The 14,750-nt window shown below is 37.4% G+C and carries 15 protein-coding genes; 7 read left to right on the top strand and 8 right to left on the bottom strand.

The genetic code is table 11. The features are described 5' to 3' along the window. Positions 1 to 730: 730 nt before the first annotated feature. The 7 genes from AW17_RS25440 to AW17_RS20985 all read right to left on the bottom strand — a co-directional run bounded on the left by AW17_RS25440 (position 731) and on the right by AW17_RS20985 (position 8,816). On the bottom strand, positions 731 to 1,024 hold the full coding sequence (locus tag AW17_RS25440; protein WP_029279758.1) for a type II toxin-antitoxin system RelE/ParE family toxin: 294 nt from the start codon (positions 1,022 to 1,024) through the stop codon (positions 731 to 733). Further along, positions 1,024 to 1,263 (bottom strand): hypothetical protein, encoded by a 240-nt coding sequence (locus AW17_RS20960; protein WP_029279760.1) that lies wholly within the window; start codon positions 1,261 to 1,263, stop codon positions 1,024 to 1,026. Before AW17_RS20960 ends, AW17_RS25440 begins: the two co-directional genes overlap by 1 nt. 45 nt (positions 1,264 to 1,308) lie before the next feature. After that, a complete protein-coding gene (locus AW17_RS20965; RefSeq protein ID WP_029279762.1) occupies positions 1,309 to 2,112 on the bottom strand; it encodes a hypothetical protein in 804 nt (267 codons plus the stop codon). Positions 2,113 to 2,444: 332 nt separating this feature from the next. Beyond that, complete coding sequence (locus tag AW17_RS20970) at positions 2,445 to 5,639, bottom strand: efflux RND transporter permease subunit (RefSeq protein WP_029279763.1); 3,195 nt, start codon at positions 5,637 to 5,639, stop codon at positions 2,445 to 2,447. A 64-nt stretch (positions 5,640 to 5,703) separates the two neighbouring features. Further along, complete coding sequence (locus tag AW17_RS20975; protein WP_029279765.1) at positions 5,704 to 6,771, bottom strand: efflux RND transporter periplasmic adaptor subunit; 1,068 nt, start codon at positions 6,769 to 6,771, stop codon at positions 5,704 to 5,706. A 2-nt stretch (positions 6,772 to 6,773) separates the two neighbouring features. After that, the gene (locus AW17_RS20980) at positions 6,774 to 8,114 is read right to left on the bottom strand and encodes a TolC family protein (protein ID WP_029279767.1); all 1,341 of its coding nucleotides are present in this window, start codon (positions 8,112 to 8,114) and stop codon (positions 6,774 to 6,776) included. 90 nt (positions 8,115 to 8,204) lie between these two features. Then, the gene (locus AW17_RS20985) at positions 8,205 to 8,816 is read right to left on the bottom strand and encodes a TetR/AcrR family transcriptional regulator (protein ID WP_029279769.1); all 612 of its coding nucleotides are present in this window, start codon (positions 8,814 to 8,816) and stop codon (positions 8,205 to 8,207) included. A gap of 167 nt (positions 8,817 to 8,983) precedes the next feature. On the opposite strand from AW17_RS20985, the gene AW17_RS24520 reads away from it, so the two are divergent. The 7 genes from AW17_RS24520 (at position 8,984) to AW17_RS21020 (ending at position 14,441) form a co-directional block, all read left to right on the top strand. Continuing rightward, on the top strand, positions 8,984 to 9,280 hold the full coding sequence (locus AW17_RS24520; protein ID WP_245235117.1) for a hypothetical protein: 297 nt from the start codon (positions 8,984 to 8,986) through the stop codon (positions 9,278 to 9,280). Positions 9,281 to 9,469: 189 nt separating this feature from the next. Next, positions 9,470 to 10,159: a DUF4369 domain-containing protein gene (locus AW17_RS20995; RefSeq protein ID WP_029279771.1), complete on the top strand. Its 690-nt coding sequence runs from the start codon at positions 9,470 to 9,472 to the stop codon at positions 10,157 to 10,159. Between the two features lie 27 nt (positions 10,160 to 10,186). Next, positions 10,187 to 11,338 (top strand): TlpA family protein disulfide reductase, encoded by a 1,152-nt coding sequence (locus AW17_RS21000; RefSeq protein ID WP_051692017.1) that lies wholly within the window; start codon positions 10,187 to 10,189, stop codon positions 11,336 to 11,338. A 192-nt stretch (positions 11,339 to 11,530) separates the two neighbouring features. Beyond that, entirely contained in the window at positions 11,531 to 12,205 is a 675-nt protein-coding gene (locus AW17_RS21005; RefSeq protein WP_029279775.1) for a hypothetical protein, read from the top strand. 71 nt (positions 12,206 to 12,276) lie between these two features. Beyond that, a complete protein-coding gene (locus AW17_RS21010; RefSeq protein ID WP_029279777.1) occupies positions 12,277 to 12,723 on the top strand; it encodes a hypothetical protein in 447 nt (148 codons plus the stop codon). A gap of 41 nt (positions 12,724 to 12,764) precedes the next feature. Next, positions 12,765 to 13,781, top strand: coding sequence for a UDP-N-acetylmuramate dehydrogenase (gene murB / locus AW17_RS21015; RefSeq protein WP_029279779.1), 1,017 nt, complete (start codon positions 12,765 to 12,767; stop codon positions 13,779 to 13,781). A gap of 129 nt (positions 13,782 to 13,910) precedes the next feature. After that, complete coding sequence (locus AW17_RS21020; protein WP_029279781.1) at positions 13,911 to 14,441, top strand: RNA polymerase sigma factor; 531 nt, start codon at positions 13,911 to 13,913, stop codon at positions 14,439 to 14,441. A 105-nt stretch (positions 14,442 to 14,546) separates the two neighbouring features. Here the strand turns inward: AW17_RS21020 and AW17_RS24525 are convergent. After that, positions 14,547 to 14,750, bottom strand: a 204-nt coding sequence (locus AW17_RS24525) for a hypothetical protein (RefSeq protein ID WP_036670587.1), incomplete at its 5' end; no start/stop codon positions are given.

Consider the following 14,750-nt stretch of genomic DNA (forward strand, 5'->3'; position numbering starts at 1 on the left):
TGTATTTATCATTTGGAGCGCCAGTTCTGTGCGTAAGAAGAAGCTTCTTCCCGTTTTACGCTTATACGCTTTCCCGAAAGTTCGGGATAGCTCGTTGCTGAAGGGTAATGCTCAATGTCATTAAGTTAAGTACTATGCCGTTGTCAGTCTGAGCTTGTCGAAGACCTTTCGATAGTCGAAAACGAAAAAACATTTGTCCTTCGACAGGCTCTCCGTAGGAGTCCTTTGGACAGGATGACAATGTTTTTTGTTTTCTCCTTAACTTAATGACATTGGGGTAATACTTCAACCGGGGCTAATTGGCTACAACAGCATTTCATTTTCGGGGTAGCAGGATAAACAAACTCATGTTCTTAAACCCGACAATAGCGGCAGCCTCCGATTAAGCACCGATTTATGTTATATTTTGGTGTGCTTGCTTGTTTCACAGGTCTTCTATCGGAGCTACAGCGAATGGCGGGACTGAGAATCGCCAAGAACCACAAGCCATTCGTTTCCAATAAAAAAAACATCGATTTCATTTAGAGCGCAAGTCCCTGCAAAACTGTAAATGTCTTCCCGTTTTACACTTCGCTTCCTCGTACCTGTTGCTGCAGGGTAACGCTACAACTGCTAAAGGGACAGGTAGTATTTATTTTAATGATTGTTTGATGTATTAATTGTGATCTTGATTAGAATTTCATTTGCTTGCTATGGTCACCAATATGGATTTGCAGTTATTTGATTGTTTTTAACGTGTAAATGGTCTCCTGCTAGAATGTCTAACCCGAAGAATTCTAATTTCTTTATTCGTCTTCCTAAAGGATATTCTATAGTGGTCGATTTCGAAAGCGAAAAAGCTACTGTCGTTATTTTTCTTTAGCCGGTCTTCTTGGAACGTATCTGGATGGTTTGGAAGCGACTTGATTTTTGATAAAATTTTTATTTCTACTTTTTCAGCATAATCGCTGAGGTCATTATCTTCTAAATACTGGATAATTTCTAGTAGCTGTTTTACCGCAAGTTTATTCCATTTAATTTTCATTAAATAACCTTCCGTCTTTTTTCAAAAAGCTGCTCTACATCTTCGTGAGAAATAAAATTGCCAGCTTCAATTTCTTTGTCTGCTTGATCTATTTCTTCATTATACTGGTTTAAAAAAACAGTTTCAACTACTGAAGGATCGTCATTAATACCCGACTGATATTTATAATCTAAGCTATCCAAAAAAGCAATAAGTACTTTTTCCTCCTGCTCATTTTTTGTATTTACGAATATGCTCATATCCAAATTTAACGAATTTTTATGATAATAATTATAGGTAATTACTTACTCTTTCTTCACCAATCCATGTTCTTTTAGGGCTGCTACAGCCAGCTCAATTAATCTTAAATTTTCGTCCAGATGCCCATGCTGTACTTCCACATTGATATACGGAATTTTATTTTGCATGGCATAAACCGAAAGCGAGCCATCATTAGAAACAAATTTAGATTGAAGAATTACATTCACATTGGCCTTTTTTAAGCTGCTGAACAATCTTGGTTCGGTTACGTAAACAAGATCATCGCCATCCATCTGGAAGTTGATGTAAACCGAATCGGCAGTGCTGGCTAAATCGTAGCCTGGTAAATAAGAAGAAATACCAAAACCACCATCGGCATTGTTATGCAAGGTTAAAAAATAACCTGTGGCTTTTGGATCGTAAAAATCGACAATTTGTTTGCCTGCATTAAGTATTGCTTTTTCAACTTCGTTAGAGCTAAAAAGATCTTTTTTTAACCTTGTATTTACACCTACTTCGGTATAAATGGCGTTGGGGTCTATACGATATTGATCATCCATATAGGTGAAATAATAATCTCTTACACCGCCATATTGACTGTCGATGAGCTCTCCACCGCTCCAGCGGATATAATCAAAACCTGCTTTTACACCAGTATCTTCATTATCATGTACAACTAAAAATTTAATGCCATTTGGTTTGTAACTGTATTTTACCAACGTGATATCTAAGTTTGAAACCTTAACGAAGCTTGAATCAGTAGTCATCGCCGGGAAAATAGGCGAGTGTTGGGCGTTAACCAGAAGGGTAGAACAGATCAGGAACAGACTTAAAATGAGTTTAAACATAATCCCTAATATACAATGTTGCTACATAATTTGTTTGGAGACAACATTGTATAATTATCCGGGCATCAAAATTTCTAAATGCAGCAATTGAAAAAATAAAGTGGTTCGTGCGGACACGAACCACGGTGTGAGGCATAATTTTCCATGCCTCTGCGTTTTCCGTAGCAAAAAAGAAATGGTTCGTGCGGACACGAACCATGGCTGCGGATTGGATACCCGTTCGCGGATAAATTTTCCGTGTTTTCTGTGCTTCCGTGGCTAAAAATAAAATGATCTACAAAAAAGCCCCGATTTGGGATCGGGGCTAAATTGATTGTTAATCTGGATGTTTATTAATGTCCGTGATCTAAATCGTATTCGTTTACATCTTTGTGTTTGTATGGTTCTACCATTAACTCATCGATTGTTTTTCCTTTTTTGTTAAAGCCTAAACGTTCTAACATTCTGTCGAATATTAAATATACCACTGGTACCACAATTAAGGTTAAGAATAATGAACTGGTTAATCCACCAACAATAACCCAGGCCAAACCATTTTTCCATTCGGCACCTGCACCGCTTGCTAATGCAATTGGAAGCATACCGAATACCATGGCTATGGTGGTCATTAAAATTGGGCGTAAACGTGCGTGGTTGGCCAAAACAAGTGCTTCTTTAGTCTCTTTGCCTTCAGCCTTTAAGTGGTTGGTAAAATCGACCAGGATAATCGCGTTTTTCGCTACCAGACCCATTAACATAATCAAACCTAAAATGGTGAAGATACCGATTGAGTTATTGGTTAAAGCTAAAGCTAACAATGCTCCGATTACCGCTAAAGGCAGCGAAAACATTACCACCAATGGATAGATAAAACTATCGTAAAGCGCAACCATAATCAGGTAAACCAAAATGATCGAAGCCAATAAAGCGATACCTAAAGTACCAAAACCTTCGCTCTGGTTCTCCTGATCACCCGCCCAGCTATAACTTACGCCAATTGGGGCTTTAAGTTTGCCATTTTTTTGCAGCTCTTCCAGTTTCGCCTGGAACTCAGCAACCACGGTTCCTGTTGGTCTACCGATTGACTGTGCCTTAACAGATACCGAAGTAGATTTATTTAAACGCTCTAACTGACTCGGACCTGAACCTTCTGTAATGGTTGCAAACTGTGATAACTTGATCTGTTTACCATCGTTGTTTACAAAAATCAGGTTACGTACGTCATCAATATTCTGGCGGTTGAAGTTTTGATACTGGATATTAATATCGTACTCGTATTCACCTTTACGGTATTTACCATCGGTATTACCCGCAAAAGCAGTTTGCATGGTAGAACCTACGGTTTGTAAGGTTAAGCCAACGGCCGACATCTTATCACGGTCTACCTGAACGTTAATCTCAGGTGTTCCTTTTTCTACTGATAGTTTAATCTCCGTAGCTCCAGGGATAGAAGCAAGTATTTTTTGGGCACCTTCAGCATACTTCAATGCGCTGTCTAAATCAGAACCCATTACCACCAATTGGATCGGTGCGTTTTCTGCAATACCCAAAATACTGATCGGAACGGTTTTAACTTTTGCTCCAATTAATTCTTTAGCCAATGCACGGCTCATTTTAGTGGCGAAAATATCTGATGAAACACCTTTACGCTCATCGCGTTCAACCAGCTTAACATTAATCTCCGATTTATAGGCTGTAGCCTGTGTACCACCAAAATCACCAGTCGATTGTCCAACAGTAGTAATTAACTGTGTGATTTCTGGTTGTTTATCTAAGAAAGCCTCAGCTTTTTGCGTTAAAAAGTTGGTTTGCTCTAAAGAGGCATCTTTTGGTAACTCTAACTGCACCAGGAATTCACCTTTATCTGATTTAGGGAAAAACTCCGATCCGATAAAACCGCCTACCAATAATCCACATGAGCTAAAGAACATCACCACAACAATAATTAATGTTAAGGCTTTGTGGTTTAACGACCATGTTAAAATGCTGGTAATCCAAAGGGTAAATTTCTTTAATTGTTTTTCGAACCAAAGAATAAAACGGCCAAACAGGTTTTTACCTTCAATACGTTCTAACTTACCAAAACGAGAGAAGATAAGTGGTACAATGGTAAATGAAGCTACTAATGAAAGTAACGTTGCAATAATTACCACAATACAGAACTGACGTAAGATGTTCGATACCAAACCCGTACTTACCGCAATCGGGAAGAACACTACCACAATTACGAAAGTAATCGACACTACGGTAAAACCAATCTCTCTTGTTGCATCAGATGCTGCTCTTACTTTGTTCTTGCCCATCTCCATGTGTCGCTGGATATTTTCCAGTACCACAATCGCATCATCCACCAGGATACCTACCACGAGTGATAGTCCCAATAACGACATTAAGTTTAAGGTAAAGCCGAACAAGCTGATTCCGATAAAGGTAGCGATTAATGAAACCGGAATCGATACCATTACAATTAACGCGTTACGTAAACTGTGCAAGAAGAAAAGCATTACGAAAGCCACCAATATAACCGCCAGGATTAAATCGTGGATTACCGCATCAGCTGATTCTAAGGTAAAGATTGAACTATCGTTTACAATTCTGATATCGAGGTTATTGGCCTTATATTCACCTTTAAGTTTAGCAATAATGGCATGTACGCCTTTACTCACTTCTACCGCATTTGCATCGCTTTGTTTAATGATCTGGATGGCGATAGATGCTTTACGATCGATACGTGCCAGTTTTTCAGTTTCTTTTTGCGAATCCTGAACGTCGGCAACATCACCTAAGCGGATCTGTGCGCCATCTTTAGAAGTGGTTAAAACCAGGTTTCTCAACTCTTCCATACTTCTGTATTTACCCGATAAACGGATCAGTACATCCTGGTTTTGAGTTTTAACACTTCCTGTAGGGAAATCTAAGTTAGAACTTAAAATTAATTGCTGCACTTGTGGAACTGAAAGGTTGTAACCTTGTAGTTTATCAGCATTTAACGAAACCTGAATTTCGCGTTCCGAACCACCAACCAGGTTAACCTGAGCAATACCACTCACTCTCGAAATTACCGGAGCAATACGTTTATCAATTAAATCGTAAAAGGTAATATCATCCATATTGGCTGATGCAGACATGGTAATTACCGGTAAATCATCCAAAGAGAATTTACTTAATGACGGCGTTTTTACATCCTCGGGCAGATCAGAAAGGATAGCATTTACCTTTCTTTGTGCATCATTTAAGGAAATATCGATGTTTGCTGCATCAGTTAAGGTGATGGTAACTGTAGATAAACTCTCAAACGATACAGAGTTGATTTTCTTGATGTTTTCCATCGATGATACCGCATCCTCAATCTTTTTGGTTACGGTATTTTCAACCTCATTTGGTGAAGCACCAGGGTAGATGGTCGAAATAGATACTACGTTGTTAGAGAATTTTGGAAGTAATTCATAACCCAACGAAAAGTAACTTAGTAGCCCAAGCAAAGTAAGTGCGGTAAACACCACAATAACCAGCGAAGGCCTTTTTATAGATATGTCTGTTATCTTCATTTTAATTAGTATTGCGTTTTGCGATTGGCGTATCGCGTTTTAAAGCCGAAAAATCCCCTCTAACTTATTTTACGATACTAACTGGAGTACCCTCAGTTAAGTTAATCTGTCCGCTGGTGATTATAGTTTCACCTTCTTTTAAGCCATCAAGAATTTCAACATTGTCTCCTAAAATACGGCCAGCCACAACAGTGCGGGTTTTAGACGTGTTGTTAGATTTATCCAATACAAAAACCTGATTGCTACTTACGCTACCCACAAACGAAGTACGTGGAATAAGGATGCTTGGCGCCTGTTTAGGGAATTTGAATATTGCAGTTCCGTACATACCAGCTTTTAAAGTGTTTTTGTGGCTGTTATCTACTTCAATTTCAATCGGGAAGTTTAACGTTGCATCGGCTTTGGCAGCGATGAAAGTTACTTTTCCGGAGAAATTATCAGTTGGGAAAACCGAAGATTTGATGTCGATCTGATCGCCGATTTTAAGGTTGGCCACCTGCGATTCGTTAACGTTTACTTTTAATTTTAATTTAGAAACATCAACAAGCTCGAACATCTGTGTGCCCTGAGTATTTACAAATGCACCGACTTCGATGTATCTTTTGTTTACAATACCATTGATAGGCGATTTAATGTTTGCATCGCTTAATTTACGTTGCGAAGCCTGTAAGCGCAGTTTCGCATTTCTTGTAGCCAATTTAGCTTGATCTAACTGTTGTTGTGTAACTCCGCCGGTTTGGAATGAGCTCTGGTATCTTGCCTCATCTCTCACTGCATTTTGGTAGTTAGCCTCTGCAGTTTCTCTATCTGTATTGATGATTTCAGCATCAACGCGTGCTATAACCTGACCTTTGCTTACACGGTCACCTTCATCAACATAAATAGCCGTAACACGACCTGCATTTTCTGATAAGAAGTTAAGTTCTTGTTTGGGAATAAAGTTTCCGTTTGCACTGAAATCTAAATTCACAGCTTTTCTCTCTACCTGAGCAACCCGAACGGCAACAGCGCCACCACCTTTAGCAATGAAAGCAGTTTTTTCTTCGTTCTTCTTTTTATTGTTGCTTAAAACATAAGCTATTGCACCAAGGGCAACAACAACTACGATAATTATGGTAATTACTCTTTTCATTTCTATTGTACTAGCGATTTAATATTTCCGTTCGATTTGATTAATTGTATTTCGGCTATCTTGTAATTTAATAAAGCCTGTGTATAACTGTTCTGTGCTTCAGTAAGTGCATTTTCTGTATCCAGAAGATCGGTTAAAGAAGCTAAGCCATTGTTATAGTTGTTTTGTGTGCTTTTGTAAATTTCCTGCGCCAAATCAGCATTTTTACGTTGCGATTTAATGGTGTTGATGTTGTTGCGCAATTGGATTTTTGCGTTCTCATAAGCCAGGTTTAACGAGTTTACAGATTCTTTTCTGCTCTCTCTTGCTTTCTTAATATCCACATCTGCCTGGCGGATTTTCGAACGTGTTAAAAAACCATTGAAAATTGGCACTTTTAAAGTCAGACCAACTGCCGATGCACCATATCCGATTGCAGCAGCATTAGACTTTAGGAAATCGAAACCATCACTTTGGCTCGAGTAGGTATAATTACCCGTTAAAGCCAATGATGGGTAGTATTCGGCCACGTATGCCTTTCTTTGCAGTGATAAAAGTTTATCCTGATTATCCAAAAGTTTAACCTCTGTTCTGTTTGCCAGATCGATAGAGTCTGTAAATACAGGTAAAGTAGTCACCTCTGTTAATTCGGTAAATGGTAAGGTGATCGGCGTAGAAACCGGCATGCCCATTGAGAATTTTAACTGATTCTCCAATTGGGTAATGGCATTAATCACCTGCTCACGTTGTGTATTCAGATTAGTGAGGTTTACATTGATCCTGTCAACATCAATTTTTCTGGCTAAACCATTTTTAAACTGGTTTGAAACAATTTTTTCTACAATTTTAACATTCTTAATATTGGTATCAATTACGTTTAACTGTTGTCTGTTTACCAAAACCTGGTAGTAATTGTTGGCCACCAGCTCGATAATCTGCTCTTCAGTTAATTTTGAAGTAAGGTTGTAATATTCCTCACTCGATCTCGCAGCCTGTAAACCAGTAAAAACCTGTTGGTTGAACAATTGTTGCGAAAGCTGAACACCTGCAGTCGAATTCCAGTTCTGTCCTAATTTGATCGCCTGTGTCTGTCCGCCGAAATTAGCAACCAGCTGACCGATAATAGGATTATAAGTTAAACCAACATTTCCTGTAATTTGAGGCAAGGCCTGTGCCCTAACTTCCTCCACCTTGTATCTTCCGCCTTCAATATCCAATTTCGAGTTTCGAATCTTGGTGTTGTTTTGGAGCGCATAGGTTAACGCATCTTTTAAGGTAACTTGCTGCTGTGCAAGCACCAGTTGCGGTAAAACCAAGCCGATTAGCAGTATGAGCATTAACCTTACCATTTTTACTCTGAGCATAATGTATTGTTTTTTTGTTTTTGGGTTCTTATCTATTTAAAATTTGTGGCCTGTTCACAACCGGTTTATTATTGTTGCGGCCGCCGTATTTCAGTCTGAACATCGTAAACCTCTCACAAATATGGTGGTGAGGTTTTTTTGCTTCAGTGTCATTTTGTTTAATGCTTTTTTATCAGGGAAAAGATCTTTTCCGGTTTCCATAATACACATGGTGCAAAGGCCCATCAAACTTTCCAGATAAAGTTCTGCAACATGTGCAGTATCATCGTGCTCAATTTCGCCCTTTCCTTTTGCCTGGCTAAAAATTTCTGCGAAGAAATCTTTTTCCGAACTTTTAAGCGTTTGTAACTTTCCTTTAATCACATCGTCGTTCAATAAATCAGGAATGCCTTCCGTAATCCTCAACATGTAATATTTTTGGAAGAAAGTGTTCCTCACTTCTATGGTGCTAAAAAGGATGTCTTCTAAAGGTTGATCTGGATTGTATTTCTTTTTGATCAACTCAAAGAAGTCGTTAAATACCCTTTCTATTACTCCAATAATTAAATGCTTCTTATCCGGGAAATAATAATAAAGCGATGGTTTGGAAACGGAAAGATCTTCTGCGATATCGTTCATTGTGGTTTTACCAATACCAAAATGGATAAAGCGTTTTATAGCGCCATCAATAATTTGCTCTCTCTTTTTATCGGCTACAATCATTTTACTTTTCTACTTTCTGACTTTTTTAATATTTTAGTCAAAAATAGTGCTAAAAAATGATTTGTCATGAAAGGTTTGTTGAAAAGCGCATTAAGCTTACAATTTTATGACATAATTTTGTTTCTTGCGCTGTTTATATATCTTTACAAACCAATCGTTTAGAAAATTTGTCAGCACTAATCAACATCTTTATTGTACTGTTTGCCATCATCTCAATGGAGTGTTTGTCTTGGTTTATACACAAGTATTTATTCCATGGACCACTATGGTTTATGCATAAAAGCCATCACCAAAAAACAAAATCATTCTTCGAATGGAACGATCTGTTTGCCGCATTATTTGCTGCAGTATCCTTGTTTTTAATGTATGCTGATCGAGATAATTTAAGTTACCGGTTTAGGGATTACTTTATATGGCCTGATCTATTTTGTGGTACACGATTGGTTTGTGCACCGGAGATTTAAAACTTTTAAAAGCAACAACACTTATTTGCAAGCCGTGCGAAAAGCACATAAAATCCACCATAAAAATATAGGACGTGATAAAGGAAAGGCCTTTGGGCTGTTGTTTGTGAGGAAGAACTTAATAAGGAAGTGAATAAAATACTTTTAACTAATTAATTAGTTTTATATTTACTTTATAAATAGATAAATATGAAAAAGTACTTATTCATTCTTCTGGTTTTTATTGCATCATCAGCAAGTGCCCAAATCACTAAGTTTACGATTAAGGGAGTAATTGCAAATACAGATAGCATTAAATACGCTTATTTAACAACGTTATCTCAACAGGTCCCAATTTCCGATGAGAAAATATTTATGGTCACACCAGTGGTAGATGGGAAATTTGAATTTAATGGGACATTCGATCTCGAAGGTAAAGATTATCAGTATGCAAGTGTTTTTGTTGAAGAAAGAGGGAATATTTCTAAAGAAGAGGCTTTGTCTAAATTTAGGAATTTAATCTGGGTAACTGGGCGAAGGAGGAATGCAAGGCTTCTGGTGCTAGAGAATTTAACCTTATCGATTGATGAATATGGCAAAACCAAAGTATCCAAAATCATTGAAGGTGGAATCCTAACAAAACAAGATGATGAGTATAAAATGGCCGTAAGGGAGGGGGGCAGGCAATTGATTTCGTTTATAAAGAAATATCCAAATTCTCCAATATCATATTATGGTGTTAAAGAAACCACTTCCCTGTTTGATGCGGCTCACAGAGACAAATTTACCAGCCTCTGGGGTTCGCCAAGCGAATTGTTTAATGAACTTTCAACCAAACTACAAAACAGTAAACAAGGTATTGAATTGAAGAAAAGTATCGATGCCAAGGCAAAACTATAATTGAATTGCCAGTCGTATTTATAAATTATGAAAAAGTATTTACTCATTCTTGCAACATTAATCAGTTTTGTGACCTTTTCAAATGCCCAACAAGCTCTGAAGGGCATGTTGAGATTAAAATCAGATTTTAATTCACTTGGCCTACAGCCGTTAAAAGTTGTAATAAAAAGATATGACCTAGCAAGGTTAAATGGAAAAATTGATACTGTCATAATTAAAAATCAGGTTTTTAGTTACGAAACTGAACTTGCCGAACCACTAAAGTTAATATTGGATTTTTACTGGAAAGATAAGCGGCTTACTTCTAAAAGTTTTTGGATGACTCCAGGGAGTTATGATATAACATTCGGCAATGATCTGATTCCAAAAATTCCAGAAACACATTCAGAAATAGCATTAGGCATAACGGAACTTGATCAACATTATAATGCTTTTTCAAAAAAAGCTGAGACATTGGTTAGTAATGTTAATTACGAAAATCAAAAGATAGCCGATGTCGAAAAAAAGATTTGGCAAATAAAAGATTCGATAGATATTGCACTTGATAGAAATGTGTACCTGCCAGCCATAAAATTAAACGCAAATTCCCCGGTAGGTTTATATGCACTTTGGCAGTATGCAGATAGACCTTATGGCAAACCAAGAATTGTAACCGAACCAAAAGAAATCGATTCTTTACTTAATACTTTAGGCCTTGAAATAAAGGCACTCCCGTCAGCAGAAAAATTAATCGATGCAATACTACTAGGAAAACAACTCAAAGTTGGTAACATGATGAAAAACGTTTCATTGCCCGATGTTACTGGTAAAATTTATAGTATAAATGATTTTAAAGGGAAATACGTATTGGTCGATTTTTGGGCAAGCTGGTGTACGCCTTGTAGGGCAGAAAACCCTAACCTTATTAAAGCTTTTAATAAATATAAAAAATCGGGATTTCAGATAATAAGCATAACCAGAGACGAATTATCACGGAAAACAGACTGGCTTGAAGCTATTAAAAAAGATAAGGTAACAACGTGGACCCAATTAAGCGATTTTAAAAATATAGCGCAAAAGATTTATAACATTGAAACCATTCCTGTAAATTATCTTATTGACCCAAAAGGTATGATTGTTGGTCGAGATTTACGCGGCGAAGATTTAGAAAAAGAACTAAAAAAGATTTTTAAATATTAATTGGTAATCAAATAGAAGTATTTGTAAAATAAAATATTTTAGATCCAGTACTGTTTTTTACAATTTTCGAAGTTAGGGATAAAGGAAAGGCCTTTGGGCTGTTGTTTGTGAGGAAGAACTTAATAAGGGAGTGAATAAAATACTTTTAACTAATTAATTAGTTTTATATTTAGTGTTGTAAATATAAAGCTGATGAAAAAACTTATTTTTTGCCTGGCGCTACTTTTCGTAGGCTCGCTGCACGCACAAACAATTAAATTCACAGTTGAAGGGGTGGTTCAAAATCCAAAAAATGCGAAATTCGCTTATCTGGTAAGTAATGCACCGATTGCTGGAAAAACAGATTTGTTTTTGGTGAGGCCAATGGATGGCAATCATTTTCAACTATCGGCCACGTCCGACTTGGAGGGTAAACTTTTGCGAGCGGGTTTTATTTTTATTGATGAACGTGGAGATATTACCTTGGCTGAAGTAAAAGCTAAGATAAAACAGAAGGTTTGGTATGTGGGCGGAAGTGCTAATCTGAAAACAATTTTTTTGGAAGATGTTAAATTGGATATTGAAAATCCATATAATTTGGAACCTGCAAAGATAATTAGCGGTGGGATTTATCTTCAGCAAACAAAAGATGCATCAGCGGCTTTAAGAAATCGAAAAATGTTGGATTTTGTTAAACAAAATGCCGATTCACCAGTAGCACTTATTGAAGTGGTGAAGGTTATAAAATTTCTTCCTTTATCAAATCTTAAGTTGGGATCTGATTTTGGTTCGCCTGCAGAATTATACGGTGCACTTTCGAGCCGTTTACAACAGACCAATGAAGGAAAGGCAATTAAAAAGAAGATTGATGAACCGTTAAAAAAATAGGCTTACCAATTCTGTTTTATGCTTTACCTATTCTTGGCAGGATGCTTGCTCTTTTTTATTAAAGCTATGCCATGAGAAAAATTTACTATGCCTTTGTGCTTTTGTCGCTTGTTGTCATCACATCATGCGGTAAAAAAACGGATAAAGACCGTGCTATTGCGCTTGTAGAAGCTAAATATGAAAACAGTAACCAGAAATTGGATTTCGATAATTCACACCTAGATAGCCTTTATAATATCTCGCCAAAAGCTTATACCGATAGCATCAAAAGGGGAAATGAGTTAGATGATACTTTAGCTGCGCTCGAGAGCCAGATTGAGCATTTAAGTCAGGCGGAGTCGGATAGTGTAGGACTGATTAGTGCTAAACTCACGAAAGAAAGGTATCGCCTTTTAGAGATCGCAAAAACCAAACCCGCTTTTATTGGCTGGACACTTTCTGGTGTAGCTGTTGAAGGAGCGAAACCTGAAGTTTTAAGTTTTAAATTTGATAAGAACATTACCAAAATCGTTCCTTAACTATTTTTTATTTTACTTTTGCAGCATAACCCAGAATCAATATGCTTCAAATCCAGGAAAATATTTCGTTAAAACCGTATAATTCGTTTGGTATCGATGTTAAGGCAAGCTACTTTGCCGAGATATTTTCTGAAGCAGATTTAGCCAGGTTATTTAAAAATGAGATCGTAAAATCTCAAAAGCTCTTGGTTATCGGTGGCGGGAGTAATGTGTTATTTACTCAGGATTATAAGGGGTTAGTTGTTAAAATCAGCATCAAAGGCATCAAATCCGAAATGATTGATGATAAAGTGTGGGTAACAGCCGGAGCTGGTGAAGTATGGAACGATTTTGTGAACTATTGTGTTGGGCATCATTTTGCTGGTGTAGAAAATTTAAGCCTGATTCCTGGTACTGTGGGTGCATCGCCAATACAGAATATTGGTGCTTATGGGGTAGAGCTTAAAGATGTTTTCGAAAGCTGCAGTGCTTTTGAGATCAAAACAGGAAAAATCAAAACCTTTACTTATAGTGATTGCCATTTCGGTTACCGCGAAAGTATTTTCAAAGGTGAGTTGAAAGGCCAGTATATTATTACATCAGTTACTTTCCGTTTATCGGCGGAAGCAAAAATCAATACTTCCTATGGTGCAATTGAAACCGAGCTGCTGAACAGAGGGATCGAAAACCCGGATATTGCCGATGTTTCTGCCGCTGTATCGCATATCCGTGTAAGCAAACTGCCTGATCCGTCTACTATTGGCAACGCAGGTAGTTTCTTTAAGAATCCGGTGATTGAAAAATATGAATTTGCTGATATTGTGGCGAAACACCCCGATGTGGTACATTATCCTACAGCTGATGATAAAATTAAATTGGCGGCCGGTTGGTTAATTGAGCAATGTGGCTGGAAGGGTAAAGTGGTAGGCCAAACAGGTACCTGGAAAAACCAGGCGTTGGTTTTGGTTAACCACGGACATGCGACTGGCACAGAAGTGTATAATTTTTCTGAACAGATTATAGACAGTGTAAAGTCTACTTTTGGAGTCACTTTAGAAAGAGAAGTAAATATTCTGTGACGAAAGCCTGCCCTTATGTAGTTGCACGCTTTTAACACCATGCCAGAAAATTTTGGTACTAAGTTTGTTTAGGTTTAGGCGAATGGACAATAATTCATTTGTTTTTTTATCTACCTAAAGCTAAATATCATGACAAAATTTGAATTCAATCATCTGGTTAATCATCACTCGGTATCGCTTAGATCTTATGCTTTAAATTTTACTAAAGACGCAGAAGACGCAAATGATTTGGTTCAGGATACCATGCTGAAAGCGATCACTTATTACAATAAGTTTAAAGAGGGTACGAATTTAAAAGGTTGGTTGTTTACCATCATGAAAAATACTTTCATTAACAACTATCGCCGACTGGTGAAAACAAATACTTTAATTACGCAGAGCGAAGATATATCTTCTGCAAATCTTTCATATAGTGCAACTAAAAATCAGGCGGAGAGTAAATTTGTGTTAGGCGATATAGATAAAGCCCTTTCGCAATTACCTGAAGAGTATTATGTACCTTTTATCCGTTATTTTGAAGGATATAAGTATCACGAAATTGCAGATATGTTAGCTATTCCGATTGGAACAGTAAAAACGCGTATCCACGTAGCAAGAGGTATTCTTAAAAAGTACCTAAAAACGTATTCGAAAGAAATTGCCACTTCAGAAGTGGCTTAAGATGCATCCATCGAAAAACTAGAGGCTCAGATTTATCTGGGCCTTTTTTGCTTGCTCCTTTCCGTGCGAGATCCGTCATTTCGAGGGATAATTTATTTTATAAAATCAATATGAGTGACGTTTAATTGATTTCTTTTGTCCTAAGGCGCTGTCTTGCCTCGGCTCGCCGCCGCCAAAGGGCTCTTTCTTTTTGGCATCAAAAAGACCAGCATAGCTAGCTTGAATGCCGTTGAAAACATAAAAGCCCATGAAAAAACAAAAAATGCCGGCTGAAAATTTTTCTTTCGAAGCTAGTGGGTTGGCTTGATG

It is taken from the genome of Pedobacter borealis DSM 19626 (genome assembly GCF_000708285.2).
In the GTDB taxonomy this organism is placed as follows: domain Bacteria; phylum Bacteroidota; class Bacteroidia; order Sphingobacteriales; family Sphingobacteriaceae; genus Pedobacter; species Pedobacter borealis.

Coding starts and splice junctions, on each gene's coding strand:
- AW17_RS25440 (WP_029279758.1), bottom strand. CDS start 1,024: ATGAAAATTAAATGGAATAAACTTGCGGTAAAACAGCTACTAGAAATT.
- AW17_RS20960 (WP_029279760.1), bottom strand. CDS start 1,263: ATGAGCATATTCGTAAATACAAAAAATGAGCAGGAGGAAAAAGTACTT.
- AW17_RS20965 (WP_029279762.1), bottom strand. CDS start 2,112: ATGTTTAAACTCATTTTAAGTCTGTTCCTGATCTGTTCTACCCTTCTG.
- AW17_RS20970 (WP_029279763.1), bottom strand. CDS start 5,639: ATGAAGATAACAGACATATCTATAAAAAGGCCTTCGCTGGTTATTGTG.
- AW17_RS20975 (WP_029279765.1), bottom strand. CDS start 6,771: ATGAAAAGAGTAATTACCATAATTATCGTAGTTGTTGTTGCCCTTGGT.
- AW17_RS20980 (WP_029279767.1), bottom strand. CDS start 8,114: ATGCTCAGAGTAAAAATGGTAAGGTTAATGCTCATACTGCTAATCGGC.
- AW17_RS20985 (WP_029279769.1), bottom strand. CDS start 8,816: ATGATTGTAGCCGATAAAAAGAGAGAGCAAATTATTGATGGCGCTATA.
- AW17_RS20995 (WP_029279771.1), top strand. CDS start 9,470: ATGAAAAAGTACTTATTCATTCTTCTGGTTTTTATTGCATCATCAGCA.
- AW17_RS21000 (WP_051692017.1), top strand. CDS start 10,187: ATGAAAAAGTATTTACTCATTCTTGCAACATTAATCAGTTTTGTGACC.
- AW17_RS21005 (WP_029279775.1), top strand. CDS start 11,531: ATGAAAAAACTTATTTTTTGCCTGGCGCTACTTTTCGTAGGCTCGCTG.
- AW17_RS21010 (WP_029279777.1), top strand. CDS start 12,277: ATGAGAAAAATTTACTATGCCTTTGTGCTTTTGTCGCTTGTTGTCATC.
- murB (WP_029279779.1), top strand. CDS start 12,765: ATGCTTCAAATCCAGGAAAATATTTCGTTAAAACCGTATAATTCGTTT.
- AW17_RS21020 (WP_029279781.1), top strand. CDS start 13,911: ATGACAAAATTTGAATTCAATCATCTGGTTAATCATCACTCGGTATCG.